The organism is Bradyrhizobium sp. B117, from assembly GCF_038969555.1.
Classification (GTDB): domain Bacteria; phylum Pseudomonadota; class Alphaproteobacteria; order Rhizobiales; family Xanthobacteraceae; genus Bradyrhizobium.
Genome location: NZ_CP152414.1, coordinates 6,348,666 through 6,372,389, shown reverse-complemented (window position 1 = coordinate 6,372,389; position 23,724 = coordinate 6,348,666). Strand labels below are relative to the sequence as shown.

Genomic DNA, 23,724 nt, shown 5'->3' with positions numbered 1-23,724 from the left:
CGGTCACCTCGCTAGTCTCCGCCGCGCGCCGGTGCGGCCGAACAGCGTTCGGAACGCGCTGACGATGGCGGCGGCGAAGTCGGGATCGTTGATGTTCTTAGGCGTGCGAATGAGCTGGCGGTTGCCGGACTGGCGCACGTCGCGCTCCAGCGCGCGGAACAGCGCGGCGTCGGCGTCGGGATCCCAGAACGGCTGGCCTCGCGCATCGAGCGCGGAGACGCCGCCCTCGGGCAGGAAGAAGCGCACAGGGCCGTCCATCTGGTTGAGCCGTTCGGCGATCCAGCGGCCCATACGCTCGTTCTCCTCGGCCGTCGTCCGCATCAGCGTGACCTGAGGATTGTGGACGTGGAACTTGCGGCCGCGATAGCGTTCGGGAATGGTGTCGGGCGCGCCGAAATTGACCATATCGAGCGCGCCGACCGAGCCGACAAAAGGCAGCCGGCTGCGGATGATCGCACCGAAGCGGTCTTCAGTCGCCGGAAACACGCCGCCCATCAGCAGGTCGCAGATCTCGGTCGTGGTGAGGTCGATCACGCCCGCGAGCTGGCCGGATTCGACGAGCTTTTCCATGGAACGGCCGCCGACGCCGGTGGCGTGGAAGACGAGGCACTCGAAACTGTCGTGCAAATCGGCGGCGATCTTCTGGACGGCGGGCGTGGTGACGCCGAACATGGTGATGCCGACCGCGGGTAGGGCGCTGGCCTCGCGCGTCGTCGCAGCACGCGCATCATCGAGCCGCGCCTTGACCATGCCGGCGAGCGCATTGGCGCCATTGGCGAGCACAGCGCGCGAGATCGCGTTCAGTCCCTGCACGTCGGTGACCGAGTACATCATCGTTATGTCGGCGGGGCCGACATAGGGCCCGACATCGCCCGAGGCGATGGAGGAGATCATCAGCTTGGGCACGCCGACGGGAAGCGTGCGCATCCCCGGCGCAACCAGCGACGCCGCGCCCGAGCCGCCGGCCGAGATCACGCCGGCGACATTGCCCTGGCGCCGCAGCCAGTTCGCGAACGCATCGGCCATCGCGGTCACGGCGGCGCCGCGGTCAGCGCCGAACACGGCCGCACCGCCCCGGCCGTGGTTCAGCGCGATCTCCTGCGCGGAGACATCGCAGCTGGAGTGCTTGCCGCTGGTCGAGACGTCGACCAGCCGGGTGCGAAGGCCGGTTGCTGCGATGATGTCGCGAATGAACCTCAGCTCCTGGCCTTTGGTATCGAGTGTGCCGACAACCAGCACGACAGGCGGGCCGGCGGTCTGCGCCGCCACGGGCTCGCGCCTGCGCCGCGTCGTCTCCTCCAGTCGCGTGACCTCTGTCGACCGTGTGCGGGCCGCCGCCTCGATGCGGGCGATCGGCACCGGCTGCGACCATCGCGTCGGGAGCGCCGGGTTGGAGATGTAGATCCGCACCGGACCGTCGCGGCGTGGCGCAGGCGCCGGTTTCGGGCCGGCGGCGGCCGTAGATAGATCGACATCTGGTTCCAGCTCGGCATGAATCCCAACGCCGAGCAGGCGCTGCTGCAGCTCGCGGTCGGCGGCGAGCCGCGCGGAGTCAATGATCCGGTGGACGCGGCCGTTGACCATGATCGCGACGTTGCGCGAGATCGCGGTGGCAACACCGATGTTCTGCTCGATCACGAGCACGGACATGTCACTGTCCTCGCCCAGCCGCAGCAGCATCTCCTCGACCTGGGCGACGATGACGGGCGCAAGGCCCTCGGTCGGCTCGTCCATGATGAGGAGATGCGGATTGGTGAGCAGCGCGCGCGAGATCGCCAGCATCTGCTGCTCGCCGCCGGAGAGCTGGCCACCGCCGTGGTCCTTCCGTTCGGCGAGCCGCGGGAAGGTGTCATAGATGCGCTCGACGGTCCAGGCGCCGGAGCGCAGCCCGCCGGCGAGCCGCAAATGCTCGTCGACGCTGAGCGAGCGCCAGAGACGGCGTCCTTGCGGCACATAACCGACGCCGAGCCGGGCGATCTGGGCCGGCGGCCGCCGCGTGACATCCTCGCCGCGGACCCGGATCGATCCGCCGCTCACGCCGACGAGCCCCATGATCGCCTTGCACAGCGTGGTCTTGCCCATGCCGTTGCGGCCGACGACCGAGAACACGCCGCTCTCCAGCGTGAGATCGACGCCTTGTAGCGCGTGCGAGTGGCCGTAATAGACGTCGAGGCCACGGACCTCGAGCGCGGCGGAAGTTCGGCGGGCCTCATTCATGGCCGCCTCCGAGATAGAGTTCCTGCACCTCGGGATCGGACTGGATCTCCTGCGGCAGGCCTTCCTTGAAGACGCGGCCGTTGTGCATCATCGTGACGCTCTCGACGACGCGCAGCGCCACGTCCATGTCGTGCTCGATGATGATGTAGCCGATATGGGCCGGCAGCGAGGTCAGGATCTCGATCAGCTCGGCCCGCTCGGTCGGCGACAGGCCCGCGGCCGGCTCGTCGAACAGGACGAAGCGCGGCGCACCGGCGAGCGCGAGTGCGATTTCGAGCTGGCGCTGCTGGCCGTGTGCGAGCTCGGCCACGCGCTGGTTCTTCACGGCCGACAGATGCACGGCCTGGACGAGGTTGTCGGCGGCATGCATCAGCGCGTCGTTCTGCCCGGGGCGCAGGAACGAGAAACGTCCGCGCGAGACGCCGCGGCAGGCGAGATAGACGTTGTCCTGCACGGTGAGGCCCGGGAACAGCGCCGAGATCTGGTAGGTCCGGCGCAGCCCACGGCGGATGCGTTCATAGGGCGGGAAGTGCGTGACGTCCTCGCCGAAGAAGCGGATGGTGCCGGAGGATGGCGGGAAGTCGCCGGTGATACAGTTGAACAGCGTAGTCTTGCCGGCGCCGTTCGAGCCGAGCACGGCACGCCGCTCGCCCGGCTTTACCGTGATGGTGACGTCGGTCAGCGCCGCGAGCGCGCCGAACAGCCGCGTGACCCCGCGCAGCTCCAGCGCGGCGCCGGCGCCGACGGCGGAAAGGCGATGAGCGACGCTATCCATGGCCGTGCCCTCCGCCTGGGCGGTCCGCGCGAGGACGCTGACTCTGGCGCCAGCGCTGCCATAGGCCGACGACGCCGTCCGACGACCAGAACACGATGGCGAGGAAGCCGAGTCCGATCAACAGGCGGAAGCGGTTGCCGTCGAGTCCGAGCCTGACCAGGAAGTCGAGTGCGAAGGTGCGGAGCAGTACGAAGATCAGCGCGCCGATGAAGGGACCGATCGGTCGCGTAATGCCGCCAACCACGGCGATGATCAGCACGTCGATGCAGGCGCCGACGCTGACCGAGCCCGGCGAGATCTGCCGGTAGTTCCAGACCTGGAGGACGCCGGCGAGCGCGGCCACGAAGGACGCAAAAGCATAGGCGGCGATGCGGTGCGCATTGACGTTGAAGCCCAGCGCGGCCATGCGTCGCGGATTGTCGCGCACGCCCTGAAGCGCGAGGCCGAAGGGCGCGCGCGAGATATATTCGACGGCGAAATAGCAGAGCGCGGCGACCGCGAGCACCACATAATAGAAGGGGATGTCGGCGCGCCAGTTGACGCCCCAGAAGTGCGGCGTCGCAACGGTGTTGATGCCGGTATGGCCGTTGAAGATCGCCCAGTTCTGGTTGGTGAAATAATAGAAGGCAGCTCCAATCGCGAGCGTGATCATGATGGTGTAGATGCCTTCGGTGCGCACCGCGAGTGCGCCGCCCAGCGTGCCGAAGGCAGTCGCCAGCGCCAGCGCCATCGGAACAGCGAGCCACCACGGCCAGCCCAGGCTGATATTGGCGTTGCCGCTGACGCCGAACACGGCGACCATGTAGGCCGAGAAGCCCGCGATGGTGAGCTGCATCAGGCTGACCATGCCGCCATAGCCGGCGAGGAACATCAGGCTCAGCGCCATGATGCCGAGGATCAGCGTGGTCGCGAAGATCTCGATCAGGAAGAAGCCGTTGGCAATCAGCGGCATGATGAGAAGAATGGCCCCAACGATCCAGGCGGCGGGATTGTCGATCTCCGGCCAGGCCCGCGCGGGGCGCTCTGCTTGGGCAGCGGGACGAACGGCAACGCGAGCGTCGTGTGCGAGCGACATGTCAGCGCCTCGCCAACAGGCCTTGCGGCCGGATCGCCAGCACCAGCACCATGATCAGGAAGGTCACGACGATGGCGTAGGTCGGGATGTAGACCGAGCCGAGCTGCTCGGCGAGGCCGATGATCAGCGCGCCGAGCGCCGCACCGGGGATCGAGCCCATGCCGCCGACGATTACGACAACGAGCGAGGCGAGCAGGAAGCGAATGTCCTCGCCGGGCGACAATGACTGGAACGTGCCGCCGACCACGCCGGCGATACCGGCAAGCGCCGCGCCGAACGCGAACACCAGGACGAAGACGAGCTGGATGCGCACGCCGGTCGCAGCCAGGATATCGCGATCGTCGACGCCGGCGCGGATGATCATGCCGATCCGGGTGCGGTTGAGCGCGAGCCACATCGCAACGCCAATGACCACGGACGCGGCGAAGATCACGAGCCGGACCATCGGATATCTGAGATAGACCGGCTCGCCCGAGGACTTCACTGCTGTGATCAGCGGCAGGTCCACGGGTCCGATCAGCCAGCTCGGGGTCTGGATCTGGTAGAAATCGCCGCCGCAGGCCCACAGCATGAGATCGGCAAACACGATCGACAACCCGATCGTCACCATGGTCTGCCTGAGGTCCTGACCCTCCATACGCCGGAACACGATCACCTGCAGCAGCACGCCGACCAAGGCAGTCAGGACGAAGGCGACGATGAAGCTGAGCAGCCAAGAGCCCGTCGCCGTGCTGATGGCGTAGCCGACATAGCCGCCGAACAGATAGAGCGAGCCGTGCGCAAGATTGACGTTGCGCATCAGGCCGAAGATCAGCGTGAAGCCGCTGGCGACGAGGAAGTAGAGGCCCCCGAGCGTGATGCCGTTGAAGACGGCGTTGAGGAAGACGCGCTTGCGGCCGACCGCCTCTTCGAGACCCGGCGGCCAGACCGCGAAGATGAGCCAGAGCACGACGGCGATGGCGATGATCGTGATCAGGGCCCAGGCGGGATGGCGTTCGATGAAACGGCTCATGTGCGCCGTCCGCTTGTCCGGGCGACACGCCGAAAGTTCATAGAATGCAGGTCGGACAGCCCTATAGCGGCTGCAGGCCTTGCCATGGACGTGCGCTCCCGTCGGTCGCGATCATCTCGGGATCGCGTTGCCCGCATCCTAACCGGGCGGCGAGGGCAACGTTTGATCGTGAGTATCTTTTCGTGCAGCGGTTAGGCGCGCAAAACCTTGGCTGCGCGGCGATAATCGGTCGGGGCCATCCCCACATTGGCGGCGAAGAAGCGGGTGAAACCACTCTGCGAGGAGAAGCCGAGATCGAAGCCGATGTCGGCGATCGGCGTCTCGCTGGCCACCAGCGCTTCGAGCGCCTGTTCCATGATCAGCGTGTTGAGGTAGAGGTTCGGGGTGACGCCGGTCTGGACGCGGAACAATCGGTAGAAGTGCGGCCGCGACAGGCCGGACTCGCGGGCGATCGTATCGAGCTCGATCTCGGCGCCGGGGCTTTCCGACATCATCCTGATGCATTTGCGTACGCGGAAATCGGTGACGGAGCCGCTTGCGCGCGGATCGCGCGCGATCTCGGCCTGTTGCCAGCTTTCGTCGTAGCAGATGTCGATCAGCCGCCTCAGCTCGGAATCGAGACTGGAGAGGGATGGTGCGCCGCACACGAGCGCGGCGGTCCGTCGGATGTGCTTGTCGAGTGCAGGCGTGCGCCTGAACTGGGTGCGGCCGAACCGTAGGCGGTCGGTGCCCGGGGTATCGGGCGCGAACCACTCGGCGTTGACGTAGAGCACGAAGAAGATGGCGCCGCCATCGAGATCGGTCGGCAGGAAGTTGTGCGGCTCCCAGGGATTGACGGCGACGACGGAGGTCTCGGTGAGATCATAATGTCCGTCGGAGACATCGATGCATGCCGGCAGGCCGCCGACATGGAAGATCAGATGACCTTCGCGATGGGCGTGGATATTGAAAGGCCGGTTCAGCTGATAAACCGTCGCCCGGCCGAACCGGCCGTGGAAGACGGCGAGCGCACGGCTCATGCCTTCCCCTCCCGAATGTTTTTTCTTTTCAGCCAGCGTTCAACAACGCCGCCGAGATTGCAAGAGCAGAGAGCGACCGCGTCCGCTGGTCGCTCCCCGATTGCGTCTTGCCGACGTGATGCGTCAGTACTTCTTACATTCCGGCACGGTGCGGCTCGGCAGGCCGATCTTCGAGAACACCGCAGGATCATAGCCGAGCGTCTGGTTCACGTTCGGGATCACCTTCACGACCTTGCTGAACAGCGCGCCCTTGCCGTCATCGACGACCTCGGTGACGAAGTTGGTGCCGATCGCCTGGCGGTTGGAGTCGAGCTTGATCTTGCCATTCGGCGCGTCGAGCTCGATCTTCGCCAGCGCAGCCTTGAATTTCGACTGGTTGTCGCTGAGATCGCCGTTGACCTCGCGCAGCGCGAGGATCAAGGCCATCGTGGAGCCATAGTAGTTGGTGGCCAGCAGCGAGGGGCTTGGGAAGCGCTTGTTCGGCGGGAACGCGTCCTGATAGGCCTTCACGAATTTTTGCCAGCCCGGATCCTCCCAGGTGTCGGCTTGGCCGCTCGCCGCGATGGTGCCGACGAGGGCGTTCTTGGCATTGCCCTTTGACGACAGGATGGTCTGGTCGATCATGATGGAACCACCCATCAGATGCGCTTTGCCGCCGGCCTGCTGATACTGGTTGAGGAAGTTGACGGCGTCCGCGCCGCCAAGCCCGAGATAGATCGCGTCGACGTCGTCGGGCAGGGCGGCGATCACCGAGGCAAAATCCTTGGTGCCGAGCGGCACCCACTGCCGGTTGGTGACCTGTCCGCCGGCGCCGCAGAACTCGAGCACCAGCCCGAACACCTGGGTGTAGATGAAGGAATAGTCCTCGCCGACGGTTGCGATCTTGCGATACTTCTTCTCGTCATAGGCATATTTCCCAAGGCCCACCTGCCACTGCGCGCCGTCCATGTTGTAGCGGAAGAAGTTCGGGGCAGGATCGACATAGGTGGTTTCCTGCGCGCCCGATGCCGCGTTGACGAAGGTCAGCTCCGGGTGGGTCTTTGCGAAGTTCTTCACCGCGATGCCCTCGTCGCCGGAGAGCGGCGACAGCAGGATCTGCACCTTGTCCTGTTCGATCAGCTTGCGGACCGCGCGCACCGCGGAGTCCGGGGTCGCGTCGGTCGAGGCGACAATGAATTCGAGCTCCTTGTCGCCGATCTTCTTGCCCAGCACGTTGAGCGCCGTCTGATGGCCGCGCATACCGTCCTCGCCGAGCACCGTGTAGGTGCCTTCGAGGGTCGCGGTCACGCCGACCTTGATTTTTTCCTGGGCGATCGCCGCGCCTGAAAGAAACAGGCTGCTCAGCGCGAGCAGTCCGATACTGCATTTCGACATTGTGCTCCTCCCTGTGTCGTCGATTTGTTGCCGCGCCGAACCGGCGTGACGCCCGTGGCTCTCGATGGCCCGCGGCTTTAGAAGGAAGCTAACCGAAGTCGAATGCGGTGCATGCGTGGACGCCTCGTCCGGCTTGACGGGCAGTCTCATTTTTGAATGTTGCGGCGCAGATGGTTTCGCGGTGCAGCAGGCGAAGGATTCAGCAGCCCCTGGTTTGGGTCCAGGTGCTGCGACCATTCTCAGAGCGTGTCACACCCAGCCGCCATCGACGATGTAGTGTTGAGCGGTGCAGGCGGAGGCCTCGTCGGATGCGAGAAAGATGGTGAATTTCGCGACCTCGTCCGGTACGAGCCGACGCTTCAGGCACTGCCGCTGTTGCAGTTCGACCTCGCCGGCCGGCGTCATCCATTTCTCGAGCTGGCGTTCGGTCATGATCCAACCCGGGGCGATTGCGTTCACGCGGATGTTGTAGGGACCGTAGTCGCGCGCCAGCGAGCGCGTCAGGCCGATCACGCCGGATTTGCTGGCGGTGTAGGCCGCCATGCCGCCTTGTCCGGCGATCCACGACACCGAGCCGAAATTGATGATGGCGCCCGCATTCGCGGCCTTCATGTCGGGGAGCACGGCTTGCGAGGCAAAGAACTGGTGCTTCAGATTCACCGCGATGCGGTCGTCCCAATATTCCGGCGTCATCTCCTCGGTTTTGTGCCGTTCGTCATGCGCGGCGTTGTTGATCAGGATGTTGATCGCGCCGTGCGCCTTGCGTGCCTCCGCGACGCCAGCGCGCAGCGCGGGGATGTCGGTCAGGTCGACGTGCAGGAAATGCGCAGCCAAACCTTGATCCGATAGCTCGCGCGCCAGGCGCTGGCCCTCGTCGATCTTGATGTCAAAGAACACGACCTTCGATTTCTGCTCCGCGAACCGCCGCACGATCGCAGCGCCAATTCCCGCTGCGCCTCCGGTGACGAGCACGACCTTGCCGGCGAGGTCGGAATAGATGGCGGCCATGGGAACCTTTCAGTTTGTTACGAGCGGCGAAGGCCGCCCCGACTCTTTGGTGGACCTTAGCCATTTCGCTCGTGAGGTGCATAGGTCAGAATTTTAGTTGCGTACCTCAAAAACTGAAGGCAGGATTGCGCCCAAAGAACAAGAGCCGATTGGGAGGACGTGATGAGGCTGCTCGCCAAGCTGGGACTCACCGCCGCCGCATGCCTGCTTTGGGCCAATTCCGCGTCCGCCGACACGATCGTTAAATGGCTGCACATCGAGGTGAATCCGGCCCAGGTGAAGATCTGGGAGGAGGTCGCACGCAGCTATGAGGCGTCGCATCCCGGTGTGAAGGTCGAGATGCAGTTCCTCGAGAACGAGGCCTACAAGGCCAAGCTGCCGACCATCCTGCAATCCAAGGACCGGCCGAACATCATCTATAGCTGGGCCGGCGGCGTCTTGAAGACGCAGATCGATGCCGGCGTCCTCGACGACATCACCGACCAGGTGAAGGGCTATAGCGACAGCATCACGCCGGCGGCGCTCGCTGCATTCACGCGCGATGGCCGCGTCTACGGCCTGCCGATCGCGCTGTCGCAGGTCGGCTTCCTCTGCAACAAGGAACTGATGGCCAAGGCGAAGGTCGATCCCGCTTCCATCAAGACCTGGGACGATCTGCTCGCCGCGGTGAAGACAATCAAAGCAGCAGGCGTGACGCCGATCGTGGTCGGCGGCGCCGACAAATGGCCGCTGCACTTCTACTGGACCCATCTTGCAGTGCGCATCGGCGGCAAGGCGGCCTTCGACGCTGCATTGCGCGGCGAGAATGGCGGCTTCGCCGGCGAGACCTTCCAGAAATCCGGCGAACTGTTCAAGCAGCTCGTCGATCTCCAGCCGTTCCAGAACGGCTTTCTCGGCTTCAAGAACCCTCAGGCCGTCGGCTATTTCGGCGACGGCAAGGCCGCGATGACGCTCGCGATCAGCTCAGTCTATAATTTGCAGCGCGCGCTGGCTGCCGACAAAGTCGGATTGAGTGAGGACAAGATCTGCTGGTTCGATTTCCCTGTCGTACCCGGCGGCAAGGGCACGCCCACGGATACGCTCGGCGGCATCACTGGCTGGCTGGTCACCAAGGGCTCGCCGAAGGAAGCGGTCGATTTCCTCAAGTACTTCATCTCCAAGGATGTGCAAATGCGGCTCGCCGCGGGCAGCTACATCATCCCCGTGGTGCAGGGCGCGGACGCCGGCCTCAACAATTCCTTCATGAAGCTGATCGCGGCCAATCTGGCAAAGTCGAACTACCACCAGAACTTCTACGATCAGAGTCTCGGCCCCTCGGTTGGTCGCGTCGTCAACGACGTCACGGCGGAGATCGCCGGTGGCAGCATGAGCCCGCAGGACGCTGCGAAAGCGATCGAAGCGGCCTTCAAGCAAGGTAACTGACGGTGGCGCGACGGATCGCGATCACTTCGCCGATCGGCATTGCCCGTGAGGCGGCTCCGCAGGCGCTGCGTGGCCCGGGCTGGGACGGCCGCTTCACCGTCCTGATCCTGTTCCTGCCGCCGGCGCTGCTGCTGTTCACGCTGTTCGTGGTGCTGCCGATCGGCGAGGCGGCGTGGTACTCGGGCTTCAACTGGAACGGCTTCGGCAGGCCGACCAACTGGATCGGCTTTGATAATTATCGCTTCGTGCTGGAAACGCGTGCCTTCTGGCTGGCGCTGCGCAACAACGGGCTGATCATCGCGGTCTCGCTCGCGATCCAGCTGCCGCTCGCGCTCACGCTGGCGCTGATGCTCGCCGAGCGCTTTCGCGGTGCGGTAGCGCTGCGCATGCTGTTCTTCATGCCCTACATCCTGGCCGAGATCGCGACCGGGCTGATCTTCAGCTTCGTCTACGATGGCGACTACGGTCTTGTCGCCTCGATCTGGCGCACCTTTGGCGCCGAGCCGCCGCATCTCTTGGCCTCGACCGACACCGCGATGCTGGCCGTGCTGATCGTGATCGTGTGGAAGTATTTTGGCTTCCACATGATGCTGTTCATCGCGGCGCTGCAGAGCCTCGACAAAAGCCTGATCGAGGCAGCACGCATCGACGGGGCAACGCGCTCGCAAGCGCTGCGCCATGTCGTCATCCCCTTGCTCTATCCGACAATCCGGCTCTCCGTATTCTTCGCCATCGTCGGCTCGCTGCAGCTGTTCGATCTGGTGATGCCGCTGACGCGCGGGGGACCGGCGGATTCCTCGAACACAATGGTGAGCTTCCTCTACAACAACGGCATTTCTCGGATGCGGGTCGGCTATGGCAGCGCCATCGGCGTCATCCTATTCGTGATCTGCGTGACCTTTGCGTTCACCTACAAGCGATGGTTCATGCGCGATGAGTAACGCCGATGCCACCCGCGCGCCGTTCGATCCCGCTGGGCTGTTCAAGGTGGCGTTCCTCGCCGTCGTTGCCATCTTCGTGCTGGTGCCGCTGCTAGCGACCTTGCTCGGCGGCTTCAAGTCGCTCGGCGAATTGCGCGTCAATCCGTTCGGCCTGCCGCGGCACTGGGAATGGCAGAATTATGCCGACATCCTGTTCTCTGCCCGTTATTGGCAGCTCCTGCGCAACTCGCTGATCATCTCGACGCTCACGGTGACGTTGACGCTGATCACCGCCTCGATGGCGGCGTTCACCTTCGCCCATGTCAGGTTCTACGGCAGCTCGATGCTGCTGAGCTACCTGACGCTCGGCCTGCTGTTTCCGGCGGCGACCGCCGTGCTGCCGCTGTTCATCAAGGTGCGCGATCTCGGGCTGCTCGATACCTATTTCGGCGTCGCGCTGCCGCAGGTGGCCTTCAGCCTGGCGATGAGCGTTCTGTTATTGCGGCGCTTCTTCAAGGACATCCCTTACGAGCTGCTGGAAGCAGCGCTGGTCGACGGGTGCACCTACATCAAGTTCTTCCGCTATGTGACGTTGCCTCTGTCACGGCCGATCCTGGCGACGGTCGGAACCATCACTTTCGTCAACAGCTGGAACGCCTATCTGCTGCCGCTGGTGATGCTCAACACCGATGCGCTCTATCCCTGGCCGCTCGGCATCATGATTTACCAGGGCGAATATTCGTCCGAATGGCATCTGATCCTCGCCTTCATCACGCTCACCATCCTGCCGACGATCATTCTGTTCCTGCTGGCGCAGAAGCATATCGTCGCCGGCCTCACCGCGGGCGCGGTCAAGGGATGAACGACACCTCACGGAGACAGAAAATGAGAAAAGTTGGCGTCGGAATCATTGGCTGCGGTGTGATCAGCACCGCCTACCTCAAGGCGGCACAGCGCTTCCCGGTGATGGAGGTCAGGGCGTTGGCCGACATGCGGAGCGACGTCGCGGAGAGGCAGGGCGTTGCCTTTGGGCTACCGGCGATGCGGGTCGACCAGTTGCTCAAACGCGACGACGTCGAGATCGTCGTCAATCTCACCGTGCCGCTGGCCCACACCGACATCAGCCTCGCGGTGTTGAACGCGGGCAAGCACGTTCACTCCGAGAAGCCGCTCGGCATCAACGTCGCGGAAGCCCGCAAAGTGATGGATCTCGCCGCGCAGAAGGGCCTTCGCGTCGGCTGCGCGCCCGACACGTTCCTCGGCGGCGGGCACCAGACCGCGCGCAAGCTGATTGACGACGGCGCGATCGGCACGCCCGTGGCGGGGAGCGCCTTCTTCGGCTGCCCCGGTCATGAGCGCTGGCATCCAGCGCCGGGTTTCTATTATTTACGCGGCGGCGGGCCGATGCTCGACATGGGCCCGTACTACATCACCGATCTCGTGCAGCTGCTGGGCCCGGTCGCCAGTGTGATGGGCTCGACCTCGCGCCCAAAATCGGAGCGTCTGGTCACCAGCCAGCCGATGAACGGCACCTGGATTCCGGTCGAAGTCTCGACCCACGTCGCAGGGACGCTCGAGTTCGAGAGCGGAGCCGTCGTCTCGATCGCGATGAGCTTCGATGTGCCGAAGCACCGGCACGCGCCGATCGAGATCTATGGCGACAAGGGCAGCATGCTGGTGCCGGACCCGAACCGCTTCGGCGGCGAGGTGCAGGTCGCGAAGACGGGCGGCGAATTTGAGACGGTGCCGTCGACGCACGGTCATGTCGAAGGCGAGTTCCGTTCCATCGGTGTCGCCGACATGGCTTCCGCGATCCTGAACAACCGGCCACATCGCGCTAGCGGCGCGCTAGCCTTCCACGTGTTGGAGGTGATGGAGGCATTCCAGACCTCTGCCGACGAAGGGCGGCGCGTCAAGATCGAGAGCCGCGTCGAGCGGCCGGCGATGCTGCCGGCCGGACGTGAAACCGGACAGATCGACTGAGGATAGAAGCATGCGCAAGGCAATGATTGTATGGGGCGGCTGGCCAGGACACGATCCCGATCTCTGTGCCTCGACGATCCGCGGCTGGCTTAAGGCGGAAGGTTTCGAGGTGCGGATCGAAACGACGACAGAGGCATTCGGCGATCCCAAGATCCATGACCTCTCGTTGATCATCCCGATCTACACCATGTCGAAGATCGAGAAGGCGGACGCGCTCAATCTCTGCGCCGCGGTGCGTGGTGGCGTTGGGCTCGCGGGCCATCATGGCGGCATGTGCGATGCATTCCGCGAGTCCGTCGAGTACCAGTTCCTGTGCGGCGGGCAATGGGTCGCGCATCCCGGCAACATCATCGACTACAAGGTCGACTTGACGAAGCCGGATGACCCCATCATGAAAGGCCTGAAGAGTTTCGAGCATCGGTCCGAGCAATACTATATGCATGTCGACCCCGCCAACGAGGTGTTGGCGACGACCACTTTCACCGGCGAGCACGCATCCTGGATCGAGGGCGTGGTGATGCCGGTGGTCTGGAAGAAGCGTTACGGCGCGGGGAAGGTGTTCTATTCTTCGCTCGGGCACCGCGCCTACGAACTCGACGTGCCGGAAATCCGGACGTTGATGACCCGCGGCATGCTGTGGGCGGCGCGCGAATGACAGCTGGCGCGACGCAGCCGGCGGTTCGCGCCACGCTGGAGGACGTCGCGCGTGCGGCGGGCGTCTCGCTCGCCACCGTAGATCGCGTCGTCAACCGGCGCGAGGGCGTGCGCGCCAAGACTGTCGCGCGTGTCGAGGCCGCGGTCGCCAAGCTCGGCTATCGCGCCGACGTCGCGGCGGCACGGCTCGCGCGCGGGCAGAGTTTTCGCTTCGCCTTCGTGCTGCCGAGCGGCAGCAACAGCTTCATGACCAGCCTGACCGAGCAGGTCCAGCGCACCGCAGAGTGGCTCGCCGGCCAGCGCGGCTTCATCGACATCCACCATGTCGATGTGTTCGATCCGGACGTGCTCGCCGGCGCGCTGGAGACCTTGTCGCCGGCCTATCAGGGGGTGGCCGTCATCGCGCTCGACCATCCCAGGGTGCGCGCCGCGATCGACGAGCTCGCATCGCGCGGGGTCGCCGTGGTGACCCTTGTGTCGGACGCACCGAGCTCGCGCCGGCTCCATTATGTCGGAATAGACAATCCGGCCGCGGGCCGGACTGCGGCAACGCTGATGGGACGTTTTCTCGCCGGGGGCGAGGGGACGGTTGCGGTGATCGCGGGATCGTTGTCGCTGCGAGATCACACCGAGCGGCAGTTCGGCTTCCATCAGATTCTGTCCAGCGAGTATCCGAAGCTGCGCGCGCTCCCGGTCCTCGAAGGCCGCGACGACAGCGACCGCACACGGGAGCTCACGGCCGCGCTGCTCGCGCGTCATGCCGATCTCCGCGGCATCTATTGCTGCGGTGCCGGGAACCGCGGCATCGCCGACGCGCTCGAGGCCTCGGGCCGCGCGCGCGAGGTGGTCTGGATCACCCATGAGCTGACGCGGCACACGCGGCGTTTTCTGGTGCACGGCACGCTCGATGCCATCATCAACCAGGATCCCGGCCACGAGGCGCGCTCCGCGGCGCGCATCCTGCTGGCGCATTGCTCGGGTGAGCCCATCAGCCCCGACCAGGAGCGCATCCGCATCGACATTTTTCTGCGCGACAATCTGCCGTAATGGCGAGCGCGTCCGAGATCCGCAGGGTGCTTGGCGGCAACGATTGCGCCGCCCATCAATCGCGGCAAGCCTCGGTTGCCTTGCGACGGCTCAGGCAAGAGCCGCAGCCTCCCATGTTCACTCGGTCGCCTCCATGCGGTTTCGGTCCACCACCCACAGCGTCCGTCGCATCATGCCCTCGACAATCGCTGCCGACTCGCTTGGACGCAGATAGATCGCCGTGGACTTGAGCAGCCATGGCAGCACCGCTTGCTCGAGCCGCTCCTCATAGGCGCGGCGCATCATGTCAAATGCCTGCAGGCCGGGTCCCGCCAGGATCACATGGTGTGGGCGCAGCAATGATATCGTTGCCGCGACCGCCTCGGCAAGCGCGCGACCTGCCTGCTGGAATACGTGCTCGAGACGGGGATCGCCGCCCCGCGCTCGCTCGCGCAGGAGGGCCATCTGCGCCTCGGAAGGCTGTTGCGCCGCCGCCGGCGGCAGGTCGAGGAAAGTGCGAGCGTCGCGGTAGAGCGCGTAGTCTGCAAGATGGGCCTCGATACAGCCGCGCTGGCCGCAGCGGCATTGCGGCCCGTTCGATCCCAGTTTGATATGGCCGATCTCGCTGCCGGCGCCGGCGCCCCAGCGCGCTTCGCCGTCGACAACGACGCCCATGCCGACGCCGTGGCCGACCATGATCGTGGCCGAGAGGCCCTGCGCCAGTGATGGATCCGCGGCGGTGAGGGCGAGCGCAACCGCGACAGCGTCATTCGCCATCACGACTTCGGCGTTGAAGGCCTCGCGCACCGGCTTCACCAGATCGACATCGGTGACGGAGAGCGCCGGACTCCACAGGTGCCGGCCAGTATCCGCGTTCACGATCCCCTGCAGGGCAATCCCAATTCCCAACAGGCGATGCCGCGGTGTGGCCGTCGCCTCAAGCATCGCGTCGATCTGCGCTATCACGAGATCGCACAGCGCACCCGCATCGAGAGCTCGCGTTGCGATTTCGAGCCGCGATTGTGCCAGGCCGGAGCCGCTGAAATCCGCGATCAGCGTTTCAATCAGATTCATGCGCAGCGAGACCGCAATGATGCGGCCGAACTCCGGGTTCAGGGTCAGCAGCACGGCGGGCCGGCCACGGCGGCGGCCGTTCAGCCCGTCCGCATCGTCTTCGTCCGTGTCGTCGGGCCATGAGGTTGCCGCTGTCTCGGTCTCGCACAGCAACTCTTCCGCGATCAGGCGCGACGTCAGGCCAGAAACGGCAGGGAAGCTCAATCCCGTGCTCCGAGCGAGCTCCACACGCGGCAACGGCCCCTGGCGTCGCAAGACTTCGACGAGGCGGCCGCGGTTCGAGCCGCGGACGGTGCTTGAAATGCGTCTCGTCGGCTCAATTTGGTCAGCCATGTTGTCTCTTTTATTCATTATGTGAAGTTAATATGGGGGCGGTGGGGGATGTGATCGAAAAAGCACAACAAGAAGGCGACGTCTCCTGGCGATATTTACTAATAAAAAGCGTCATGTACTATCTCCGCTTGAAGAAGGGGCCAGTACATCCCGATTCCGATGTTTTTGCTCTGCGACATTTCTTCGCTTCGTAAATAAAATAAGGCGCAAAAGCAGCCTGAAGCCCTCATCCGGGGTGTCAAAGGGAGGTGAACATGAACGGATCAATGAAGAAATTGCTAGTCCCGTTGCTCGCGACCGCCGCGCTCGCGATGGTGACGGGGATGGCGCAGGCCCAGCAGAAGAAGACCATCGCGCTGGTCACCAACGTTGCGGCCGACTTCTGGACCATCGCCGGCCGCGGGCTCGAAAAGGCGCAGAAAGAACACCCGGAATACAATATCGAACTGATCGTCACCAACGAAGGCACGGCCGCGGGCCAGCGGCGCGAGCTGGACGACCTCTTGGTGCGCGGCGTCGCCGGCATCTCCATCTCGGTCGACGATGCACCGCATGCGACCGAACAGCTCAACAAGGTTGCGGCCAAGACCGTTTTGATCACGACCGATAGCGACGCGCCGCAGAGCAATCGTCTCGCCTATATCGGCACCGACAACGTCGCGGCCGGGCGACAAGCAGGCGAAGAGATCAAGAAGGCGCTGCCGAACGGCGGCAAGATCGCGCTGTTCGTCGGCACGATGGACGCGGACAATGCCCGCGAGCGGGTACAGGGGATCAAGGACGCGATCGCCGGCACCAAGGTCGAGCTGGTCGACGTGTTCACCGACCAGGTGGACTTCGCCAAGGCCAAGGCGAACATCGAGAACGTGCTCGTCAAATATCCCGACATTGCGCTGTTGTCCGGCCTTTGGAGCTACGAGACACCGCTGATCTATGACGCGGTCAAGGCGGCGGGCAAGGCCGGCAAGGTGAAGATCGTCGGCTTCGACGAGGACCAGCGCACGCTGCGGGGAATATCCGACGGCACAATCGAATCCACTGTCGTGCAGCAGCCGTACGAATTCGGGTACCTCTCCGCCACCAACATCATCAAGACGCTGAACGGCGACAAGTCCTGGATTCCGGCTGACAGCAAGCTGATCGTGCCAACCCAAGTGATCAGCAAATCCAACGTCGCGGAATTCACCGCAAATCTGAAAGGCCTGTTGAAGAAGTGACTTTCAGCGCCTTTCGACGCCCGGTGGCACGGCCGCCGGGCGTCGAGGCGGGAGGAAATGAATGGCGGAAATCCTGTTCGAACTCGCCGGAATCAGCAAGTCCTATCCCGGGGTCATGGCCCTCGACGACGTCAGCCTGCGCGTGTACCGCGGCGAGGTGTTGGGCTTGATCGGCGAGAACGGTGCCGGCAAATCGACGCTGATGCGCGTGCTGGGAGGCGTGGTCGCGCCGAGCAAGGGCGTGATCCGCATTGGCGGCGTCGACCACGCCCGCATGACCGTGAACGAGGCGACGCAGGCCGGCATCGCCTTCGTGCATCAGGAGCTGAACCTTTTCGAAAATCTCGACGTCGCCGCGAACGTCTTCATTGGACGCGAGAGGCTTGTTGGCGGTCCGCTGAAGCTGGTGGACGACGCGGAGATGCGCGCCCGCGTCACTCCGCTGCTGGAGCGGCTGGGCGCCGATTTCACCCCGGACACGCTGGTCGACAACCTGTCGATCGCCGAGCGTCAGCTGGTGGAGATCGCCAAGGCGCTCTCGATCGACGCCCGCGTGATCATCATGGACGAGCCGACCTCCAGCCTGACGATTTCGGAGACTGAACGGCTGCTCGAGGTGATTGCCGACCTTAAGGCGCACGGTATCTCGGTGATCTACATCTCTCACCGGCTCTGCGAGATCATGACCTGCGCCGACCGCGTCGTGGTGCTCCGCGACGGGCGCACGGTGGGAGAGCTGCCGCGGGACAGGCTGAGCCATGCCGCCATGATCCGGCTGATGATCGGTCGCGACCTCAAAGCGCTGCATTCGCCGCCGAAACGGCCGCCGCAGCCGGGCGGCTGCGACATCGTCGGCCTCGTGACATCGGCCTTTCCCGACCGGCAGATCGATCTTTCCGTGCGGCATGGCGAGATCCTCGGGCTGGCAGGGCTCGTCGGTGCCGGTCGCACTTCCTTGGCTCGTGCGGCTTTCGGCATTGACCCGCCGCTCGGTGGCGAGATCAGGATCGACAACGCGCCGGTCGATGTCGCATCGCCGCAGGACGCGATCAGGCAAGGCATCTATCTGATGCCGGAGGACCGCAAGAAATCCGGGCTCGTGCTGGAGCTGCCGATCCGGGAGAACGTGACGCTCGCCAGCCTGCTGAATTATGCGCGGATGTGGCTGGTCAGTGGCCCGGCCGAGCGCAAGGTCGCGAAAGAGCAGGTGAGGCGCCTCTCCATCAAGGTGCCGAGCATCGATATGGAGGCCGTGACGCTCTCCGGCGGCAACCAGCAAAAGGTCGTCCTGGGCAAGTGGCTTTCGATGCAGCCGCGCGTGATGTTCTTCGACGAGCCGACCCGTGGCGTCGATGTCGGTGCCAAGAGCGAGATCTACGCGCTGATGCGCGAGCTTGCGGACCAGGGCGTTGCGATCGTGATGATTTCTTCGGACATGGAGGAAGTCATAGGCGTCTCCGATCGGATCGCGGTGATGCATGAAGGGAGCGTCAGCGGCGTGCTCGAGCGCCCGCAGTTCAGCGAATACAACGTGTTGCAGCTTGCAATCGGGCAGGCGCCGGACACCGTGGAAGCGGCCGCGCCATGAACAAGAAAGAACTCGGCCTGGGTCTGCTGCTCGTGGTGATCTCCGCCGTGACGGGCGCGATCAATCCGGCATTCCTGTCGCTGGTGAACTTGCTGAACATGGCCAACCTGATCGGCCTGTTCGGTGTATTTGCGCTTGGCGAGGGGCTGGTGATCATCACCGGCGGCATTGACCTCTCGCTTGGCTCGATGTTCGCGCTGCTCGGCGTCGTATTCATCGACCTTCTGACGACTTTTCAGGTCCCTTGGCCCTTGGCGCTGCTGGCCGTGTTGCTGGGCGGTCTGGCGCTGGGCGCAATTCAGGGGTTGCTCGTCACCCGGCTGAAGATGCAGCCCTTCATCGTGACGCTGTGCGGGTTGCTGATCTATCGCGGCGCCGCCCGCTACTACACGAGCGACTCGACACGCGGCTTCGGCTATGGCGACGAGGCCGGAACGCTGAGCAGCATTGCCTCCGGCAATGTGGCGGGCATCCCGAACACCTTCATCCTTCTGATCATCCTTGCGCTCGTCCTCGGTGTGGTGCTGCACCGCTCGGTCTACGGGCGCTGGCTCTATGCCGTCGGCAAGAACGAGGAAGCGGCTCGCTTCTCGGGCATCAACACGAATTTCGTGATCGCAACCGCCTACATCATCAGCGGCGGGCTCGCCGGAGTTTCCACAGTATTGTTCGTGTTCTACACGAACTCGGTGTCGCCGAGCTCATTCGGCAATTTCTATGAGCTCTACGCGATCGCTGCCGCCGTCCTCGGCGGGTGCAGCCTGCGCGGCGGCGAAGGCTCCATTCTCGGCATCGTCCTGGGGACCGCGCTGCTGCAGGTGTTGCAGAACCTCGTGAATATCCTGGGCATTCCCAATTCCCTGAACTTCGCGGTGATGGGGACGGTGATTCTGATCGGCGTGCTGGCGGATCATCAGTTGCAGGCCCGACGGCGGCGCAACATGGCGCTGGCCGGCCTCGCCCGCATGGCGCCGAGATCGACACTTGAACGACAGCAGGGCGCAGCACCGCGCGGCGTGGACGCGCTGCCGGCGAGAACGGGCGACCAAGCATGAGGGATTCGGCTCCAGTTGACACAGAGCGGCTTCGTGGGCGCGGCTGCGACGGTGTGCTGGGGAAGGAGCGCGTTCCAGGCTCGAGGGCTTGGCGGGAACGTGAGGCACGAATGACAAAGCCTGAGACGGCGGGAGGAGAAAAATGTTGCCCAGGTTTGTGAACACCGCATGTGCGTGGGGTGTGGGGATTGCTTTGTCATCGCTGATTGGCGGTGCGGTACACGCGGCCGATTTTTCAACGAAAGCGCCGCCTGTTCCTTATGCTGAGACCGAAGATTTCTGGACAAGACCATACTTGTTTGGCGATCTCGGCAGGACCAGGCTCAAGGAGCAGGGCATCGATCTGGGCCTGACGCTGGGTAATGAAACCGTCGGCAACCTGTCGGGCGGAGACAGGAACACCGCGGCCAATGCTGGACAATTGTGGTTCGGTGCCAAGCTCGATATGGCGAAGCTTGCCGGCATCCCGGGCGGCACGGTCGGCCTCACGCTGGTCCAGCGTTTCGGCGACAACCTGAATACCGAGGCTGGCATTCCGGCCTTGCAGCTGACCAACGAAGTTTTCGGCCGCGGCAATATCTTTCGCCTGACCCAACTCTATTATTCGCAGAAGCTTTTCAATGATCAGCTTGAACTCAAGGGCGGCCGTCTTCCAGTCGGCTCCGACTTCTTCTTCGGTCTGTGCGAGTTCATCAACCTGACCTTCTGCGGCGGCCAGCCCGGCAACATCCAGGGCGGCTACATCTATAACTGGCCGGTGAGCCAATGGGCCGGTGTCGTCCACTACAACTTCGCCAGGGATTTCCAATTGTCGGTCGGCGTCTACGACGCCAATCCGACTTATCTGACCACGTCGGATCCCAGCATCTACTTCTTGCCGGGCGTCCCTGGCTCGAACCGCGCCTCGGGTGTGATGGTGCCGGTGGAGTTGGTCTGGGCGCCGAAGGGTCCCCTCAACGGGACCTGGAGATTGGGCGGCTGGTATGACAGCGCGTCGACGATCGATGGTGGCCTTCCAGGTGTCATTCAGGTCATCCCTGGCGTCGGTGGTGTCCCGGACCAGTTTCTGGGAGATCAAAGAGGCCGCTACGGCGTCTATGAGTCGATCCTGCAGCGCTTGACCGTTGACGGGCCCGGGGCGGTGGGTTGGTATACCTTCCTCAATACGACCGTCGCCGATCACAGGACAGCGTTCCAGGACTACCAGATCGCCTTGGGCTTCAGGCACACCGGAACGTTCTCCTGGCGTCCCCAGGACGAAGTTGGGTTCGCGGTAGGCACGACCCACGTCAATACGGCCGCCCTCAGTCCTAATGCGGGCGGAAACGAAGTTCCGATCGAAGTCTGGTACGGCTGGCAGGCAACCGGCTGGATGAACCTCAAGTTCGATGCGCAGTATGTCATCAATCCTGGCGGGCGCGGGTTTAATGCTGCCGGCGTGAAGACCGACAATGCCTGGGTCCTTGGCATGCGAACCGAGGTCCACTTCTGATGCTGTGCTAGCCGTCCGGGTCAAAAGCCTAGACGACTCTGACTCGAAAGGTGAGTGCATGCCCGGATACGGGCATGCCGAGCCCGGATTCGATCCGCAACCGGTTGGAGCTGCGGGATCGACATTGCTGTCCCTTGCGCGATACGAACCTCATTTTAGTCGAACGGCGCGCGCGTTCAGGCCATGGATGCGTAGATCCGCGCGGGAAAGCGTGCAGCGGTCGAGCGACTTGCGGTGCGCCGGGCTTCCAGAAGCACGACAATTATACGCACATTGCGTCCGGAAAGGACTTGTCGGCCAGGATCAGCGCATCGGATGATCGGAGCCCAGCGGTGATCAAGAAGAGGAGAGATGTGAAGGACTTCACACGGCGGCCCCGAGCCTTGCACTAGTCAGGACTGAGACAGTCTCAATCGGGGTTCACATGAAACTTCTGATGATCTCAGGCCTGACCGCCCTCGCACTCTTCTTGGCTGCAACGAGCATTCCGCGAGCACATCCGCCATCGGTGAGTCATACAGAGATGCCCACTGTGCAAGAGATGCAAAAGATGGCGCAACAAAGCAAACTGCCAGTTGAGGATTTCGAGGATCGATCACTGGTGTTTCCAAGGGGAACACAGCGGTAGAGAGAATGCTGCCATGGCATCTCGAACCAACCACGGTTCGAGCGTGCGTTGCGCAGCTCGCGTGCTATCGAACAGCTTGATGGGGCTGGCGGCTGGTCCGCTTGCGAGAGCAGCAATATCTCAAGTGTCTTCCTAAGGACTCATGAAGATCGGGTTGATCCCAACAGGATCCCCGGACAGTCCGAAGGATTGAAGCTCCGCACGGTGGAGGTCGATCTCAAGGACAGCCAATAGTAACCCGAGCGCGGCGACGATGTAGATGAGCACGGGCGACGCGGCCTGGCTGGCGGGATCGCGATTTCGCGGCAAAGTGCGAAAGTGCCACAACCGCGAGATAAGCTGCCGATATGCTTTCGGATGCAGTTGCATGTTCGGCCTCAATTGGTGAGGGGCCTTTGGCAAGCCTGCGACCACGCAGCTCGCCATTCAAGGCGCCGCTTGTCGCAGCCTGGAACCGGACATGAGCTCCCTTCGTTGAGCTGGATCAAGTGGGATGGTTTTCTCCCCGGGAGCCGAGCCTGCCGGGTGTTTCGCTGTGATCATCTCCGGCGGCAGTGGATTGGGACCTTGCGCCTCGCGACCCTGCTTTTGACAGCATCGCTGCTCCCGGCGCTGCAACCCGCGCAAGCGCAGTTGGCGGGACACGGCGGACCTGTCCGTGCGATCGCCGTCTCGGCCGATGGCAAGACTGTTTTGTCGGGTAGCTTCGACACTGCAGCGATCCGATGGTCGCTGGCGACCGAGTCCGCCGAGCAGGTCCTTCGCTTCCATTCGGATGCGGTGAATGCGGTTGCCTTCCTCGGAGATGGAAGAATGGCAACGGCTGGCGCGGACGGCCAGATTGCGATTTGGACGCCAGGCCGGCCGCAGCCCGACCGGGTTCTCGAAGGCCATACGGGGCCCATTGTCGGGCTCGCCGTTTCGCCCGATGCGTCGGAGCTTGCATCGGCCTCGTGGGACCATACCGTGCGGCTATGGTCTCTTTTGGATGGTACGTCGCGCGTGCTGGAGGGGCATTCGCAAAACGTCAATGCCGTTGCCTTTACGCCGGATCGACTATCGCTCGTGAGTGTCGGCTACGACCTGACGGCGCGGGTCTGGCATTTGGCGGATGGGACATCGGAGATTGCAACGTTGCCGGCGTCATTGAACGCAGTTGCGATAGCGCCGGATGGCGAAATCGTCGCGGGCGCGGCAGACGGCAAGCTGCGCATGATGACCTCGGATGGCAGGGAGAGCGGCGAGGTCATGGCCGCCGCTGCGCCGATCGTGTCCTTGGCGGTTTCGCATGACGGCGTCTTGATCGCCGCGGCCGGAATTGGCGGAACCGTGGCGATCGTCGATCGCAAGGCGCGCAGCGTGCTGCGCACGCTCGTTGGGCCCGGAATGCCGGTCTGGTCAGTTGCGTTCCTGCCCGATGGCGCAACGTTGCTGACCGGCGGCGCCGACGGCAAGATCAGGCGCTGGAATGTGCTAACTGGCGAAGCCACCGGCTCTAACCTCCTGGGCACGCCGGCGGATCCGCTTGCCGCCTATGCCGGCGATCACGGCGCCGAAGTCTTCAGGGCCTGCGTCGCCTGCCACACGTTGTCGGAGACGGAGGTCCAGCGCGCCGGCCCGACGCTTGCCCGACTTTACGGTCGGAAGATCGCCTCGCTGCCGGGCTATCGCTTCTCCGAAGCGCTCAAGGCGATGGACATCGTCTGGACGCCGGAGACCGTCTCCAAGCTGTTCGAGATCGGGCCGAACGCCTATACGCCCGGCACGAAGATGCCGGAACAACACATCGGCTCGGCCGAGGATCGCCGGGCGCTCACGGATTTTCTCGGCCGCGCGGCATCGAAGTAGGGCG

The 23,724-nt window shown here is 63.9% G+C and carries 20 protein-coding genes; 11 read left to right on the top strand and 9 right to left on the bottom strand.

All coding sequences use genetic code 11. The annotated features are described in order from the left end of the window. Positions 1 to 3: 3 nt before the first annotated feature. The 7 genes from AAFG16_RS31140 to AAFG16_RS31110 all read right to left on the bottom strand — a co-directional run bounded on the left by AAFG16_RS31140 (position 4) and on the right by AAFG16_RS31110 (position 8,480). Positions 4 to 2,217 carry an ABC transporter permease gene (locus AAFG16_RS31140; RefSeq protein ID WP_342731421.1) on the bottom strand — a complete coding sequence of 738 codons (2,214 nt, stop codon included), beginning with the start codon at positions 2,215 to 2,217 and terminating at the stop codon, positions 4 to 6. Then, positions 2,210 to 2,992 (bottom strand): ABC transporter ATP-binding protein, encoded by a 783-nt coding sequence (locus tag AAFG16_RS31135; RefSeq protein WP_342731419.1) that lies wholly within the window; start codon positions 2,990 to 2,992, stop codon positions 2,210 to 2,212. Before AAFG16_RS31135 ends, AAFG16_RS31140 begins: the two co-directional genes overlap by 8 nt. Continuing rightward, positions 2,985 to 4,067, bottom strand: coding sequence for a branched-chain amino acid ABC transporter permease (locus AAFG16_RS31130; RefSeq protein WP_342731417.1), 1,083 nt, complete (start codon positions 4,065 to 4,067; stop codon positions 2,985 to 2,987). The genes AAFG16_RS31135 and AAFG16_RS31130 overlap by 8 nt, the downstream gene beginning before the upstream one ends. 1 nt (position 4,068) lies before the next feature. Beyond that, complete coding sequence (locus tag AAFG16_RS31125; protein ID WP_342731415.1) at positions 4,069 to 5,079, bottom strand: branched-chain amino acid ABC transporter permease; 1,011 nt, start codon at positions 5,077 to 5,079, stop codon at positions 4,069 to 4,071. Positions 5,080 to 5,270: 191 nt separating this feature from the next. Continuing rightward, complete coding sequence (locus tag AAFG16_RS31120) at positions 5,271 to 6,098, bottom strand: AraC family transcriptional regulator (RefSeq protein ID WP_283080293.1); 828 nt, start codon at positions 6,096 to 6,098, stop codon at positions 5,271 to 5,273. 123 nt (positions 6,099 to 6,221) lie between these two features. Further along, on the bottom strand, positions 6,222 to 7,472 hold the full coding sequence (locus AAFG16_RS31115) for an ABC transporter substrate-binding protein (RefSeq protein ID WP_283080292.1): 1,251 nt from the start codon (positions 7,470 to 7,472) through the stop codon (positions 6,222 to 6,224). A 249-nt stretch (positions 7,473 to 7,721) separates the two neighbouring features. Then, the gene (locus AAFG16_RS31110) at positions 7,722 to 8,480 is read right to left on the bottom strand and encodes an SDR family NAD(P)-dependent oxidoreductase (RefSeq protein WP_342731411.1); all 759 of its coding nucleotides are present in this window, start codon (positions 8,478 to 8,480) and stop codon (positions 7,722 to 7,724) included. 162 nt (positions 8,481 to 8,642) lie between these two features. Here AAFG16_RS31110 and AAFG16_RS31105 point away from each other — a divergent pair, with 162 nt between their 5' ends. The 6 genes from AAFG16_RS31105 to AAFG16_RS31080 are packed head-to-tail and all read left to right on the top strand — an operon-like array spanning position 8,643 to position 14,506. Beyond that, a complete protein-coding gene (locus AAFG16_RS31105) occupies positions 8,643 to 9,902 on the top strand; it encodes an extracellular solute-binding protein (protein WP_342731409.1) in 1,260 nt (419 codons plus the stop codon). 2 nt (positions 9,903 to 9,904) lie between these two features. After that, positions 9,905 to 10,843, top strand: a complete 939-nt coding sequence (locus tag AAFG16_RS31100; protein ID WP_342731407.1) for a sugar ABC transporter permease — start codon at positions 9,905 to 9,907, stop codon at positions 10,841 to 10,843. Beyond that, on the top strand, positions 10,836 to 11,684 hold the full coding sequence (locus tag AAFG16_RS31095; RefSeq protein ID WP_342731405.1) for a carbohydrate ABC transporter permease: 849 nt from the start codon (positions 10,836 to 10,838) through the stop codon (positions 11,682 to 11,684). The genes AAFG16_RS31100 and AAFG16_RS31095 overlap by 8 nt, the downstream gene beginning before the upstream one ends. Before the next feature lie 23 nt (positions 11,685 to 11,707). Next, positions 11,708 to 12,805 carry a Gfo/Idh/MocA family oxidoreductase gene (locus AAFG16_RS31090; RefSeq protein WP_342731403.1) on the top strand — a complete coding sequence of 366 codons (1,098 nt, stop codon included), beginning with the start codon at positions 11,708 to 11,710 and terminating at the stop codon, positions 12,803 to 12,805. 10 nt (positions 12,806 to 12,815) lie between these two features. Next, a complete protein-coding gene (locus tag AAFG16_RS31085; RefSeq protein ID WP_342731401.1) occupies positions 12,816 to 13,460 on the top strand; it encodes a ThuA domain-containing protein in 645 nt (214 codons plus the stop codon). Continuing rightward, complete coding sequence (locus AAFG16_RS31080) at positions 13,457 to 14,506, top strand: LacI family DNA-binding transcriptional regulator (RefSeq protein WP_283080285.1); 1,050 nt, start codon at positions 13,457 to 13,459, stop codon at positions 14,504 to 14,506. The genes AAFG16_RS31085 and AAFG16_RS31080 overlap by 4 nt, the downstream gene beginning before the upstream one ends. A 117-nt stretch (positions 14,507 to 14,623) precedes the next feature. On the opposite strand, the gene AAFG16_RS31075 is transcribed toward AAFG16_RS31080, so the two are convergent. After that, positions 14,624 to 15,892, bottom strand: a complete 1,269-nt coding sequence (locus AAFG16_RS31075; RefSeq protein WP_342731399.1) for an ROK family protein — start codon at positions 15,890 to 15,892, stop codon at positions 14,624 to 14,626. Between the two features lie 254 nt (positions 15,893 to 16,146). Here AAFG16_RS31075 and AAFG16_RS31070 point away from each other — a divergent pair, with 254 nt between their 5' ends. From AAFG16_RS31070 to AAFG16_RS31055, 4 genes are all read left to right on the top strand, one after another. Beyond that, a complete protein-coding gene (locus AAFG16_RS31070; protein WP_283080283.1) occupies positions 16,147 to 17,109 on the top strand; it encodes a sugar-binding protein in 963 nt (320 codons plus the stop codon). 61 nt (positions 17,110 to 17,170) lie between these two features. Then, positions 17,171 to 18,697: a sugar ABC transporter ATP-binding protein gene (locus AAFG16_RS31065; protein ID WP_283080282.1), complete on the top strand. Its 1,527-nt coding sequence runs from the start codon at positions 17,171 to 17,173 to the stop codon at positions 18,695 to 18,697. Then, the gene (locus tag AAFG16_RS31060) at positions 18,694 to 19,752 is read left to right on the top strand and encodes an ABC transporter permease (protein ID WP_283080281.1); all 1,059 of its coding nucleotides are present in this window, start codon (positions 18,694 to 18,696) and stop codon (positions 19,750 to 19,752) included. Before AAFG16_RS31065 ends, AAFG16_RS31060 begins: the two co-directional genes overlap by 4 nt. A 142-nt stretch (positions 19,753 to 19,894) precedes the next feature. Then, the gene (locus AAFG16_RS31055; RefSeq protein ID WP_342731396.1) at positions 19,895 to 21,244 is read left to right on the top strand and encodes a carbohydrate porin; all 1,350 of its coding nucleotides are present in this window, start codon (positions 19,895 to 19,897) and stop codon (positions 21,242 to 21,244) included. A 760-nt stretch (positions 21,245 to 22,004) separates the two neighbouring features. On the opposite strand, the gene AAFG16_RS31050 is transcribed toward AAFG16_RS31055, so the two are convergent. Continuing rightward, positions 22,005 to 22,241, bottom strand: a complete 237-nt coding sequence (locus AAFG16_RS31050) for a hypothetical protein (RefSeq protein ID WP_283080278.1) — start codon at positions 22,239 to 22,241, stop codon at positions 22,005 to 22,007. A gap of 198 nt (positions 22,242 to 22,439) precedes the next feature. Here AAFG16_RS31050 and AAFG16_RS31045 point away from each other — a divergent pair, with 198 nt between their 5' ends. Further along, positions 22,440 to 23,720, top strand: a complete 1,281-nt coding sequence (locus AAFG16_RS31045; protein ID WP_283080277.1) for a c-type cytochrome — start codon at positions 22,440 to 22,442, stop codon at positions 23,718 to 23,720. Positions 23,721 to 23,724: the final 4 nt, after the last annotated feature.